Here is a 995-nt window from a genome sequence, read left to right on the forward strand (position 1 = left end):
CGCCGCGGCTACGGGCTGCCGACGCGCGACGACCCGGGGTTCGGCGCCGGCGGCGCGGCGGCGCTGCTCGAGGCCGCGCGCGCCGGCGAGACCGAGAGCGCCGAGTCGGCGACCGGCTACTACTGGGGCGAGCCGCGGCTGCACGCGCCCGTGCGCGCGATCCTGCTGCGCGCGCGCAAGGACGGCGACGAGCGCCTCGCCCAACTGGCCGAGCGCTTCCTCCGCTGAGCGCCGCGCCCCTTCCCCCGGGGCCGCCCGGCGACGACGCCGAGCGACTGGCCCGCCTGGAGGCGCTGGTCGCCGAGCTGCAGCGCGAGGTCGCCGCGCTGCGGGCGGCGCGCGCGCCGACGCCAGCCACCCCGCGCGCCGTCGCCCGCGCGGTCCCCGCCCGCGGCTCGCTGCGTCGGCGGCTCGGCGCCTGGACGCTGCGACTCGGCCTCGGCCCCGTCCCCGCCGACGGCGCCGCGCTGGAGGCGCTGATCGGGCGCTACGGGACCGTGGCGCTGGCGGTGCTGCTGATCCTGATGGGGCTCGGCGCGTTCCTGACGTGGGCCGTCACCGTCTTCACGCTCACCCCGGCCGCCCGCGTCGGGCTCGGGGCGCTGGCGGCGGCGGTGCTGGCGGCCGCCGGATGGCGCCTGCGGCTGCGCGCCGACGCCGGGGGCGGGACGCGCCGCTTCGGCGACGCGCTGCTCGCGGTCGCGCACGTCGCGGCGCACGTCGTCGCGTCGCGGTCGGGCCCCGCCCTCGGGCTGGTGTCGCCCGCCGTCGCGCTGGGGATCGCCGCGGTCGCGTCCGCCGCGCTGGCGCTGCTGGCATGGCGCGAGCGCGACCAGGCGCTGTTCGTCACCGGCGCCGGCGTCGTGCTGGTGGCGCCGTTCGTCACGGGCGCCGACACGGGACACGCGCTCGCGCTCGCGCCCTACGGCTCGCTGGTGCACGGCGCCGGCGCCGCCGCCCTCCCGCCGGGCGCGGCCGCTGGCGGGCGCCCGACC

At 81.7% G+C, this 995-nt stretch carries 1 protein-coding gene and 1 pseudogene; both read left to right on the forward strand.

Going from position 1 to position 995, the window contains the following annotated elements; translation table 11 throughout:
• A partial coding sequence (locus tag PYV61_RS25770; protein ID WP_275836748.1) for a hypothetical protein occupies positions 1 to 228 on the forward strand: 228 nt, incomplete at its 5' end.
• A gap of 269 nt (positions 229 to 497) precedes the next feature.
• A pseudogene (locus PYV61_RS25775) lies at positions 498 to 995 on the forward strand (hypothetical protein); the annotation flags it as partial.

Source organism: Roseisolibacter sp. H3M3-2, assembly GCF_029211165.1.
Lineage (GTDB): Bacteria > Gemmatimonadota > Gemmatimonadetes > Gemmatimonadales > Gemmatimonadaceae > Roseisolibacter.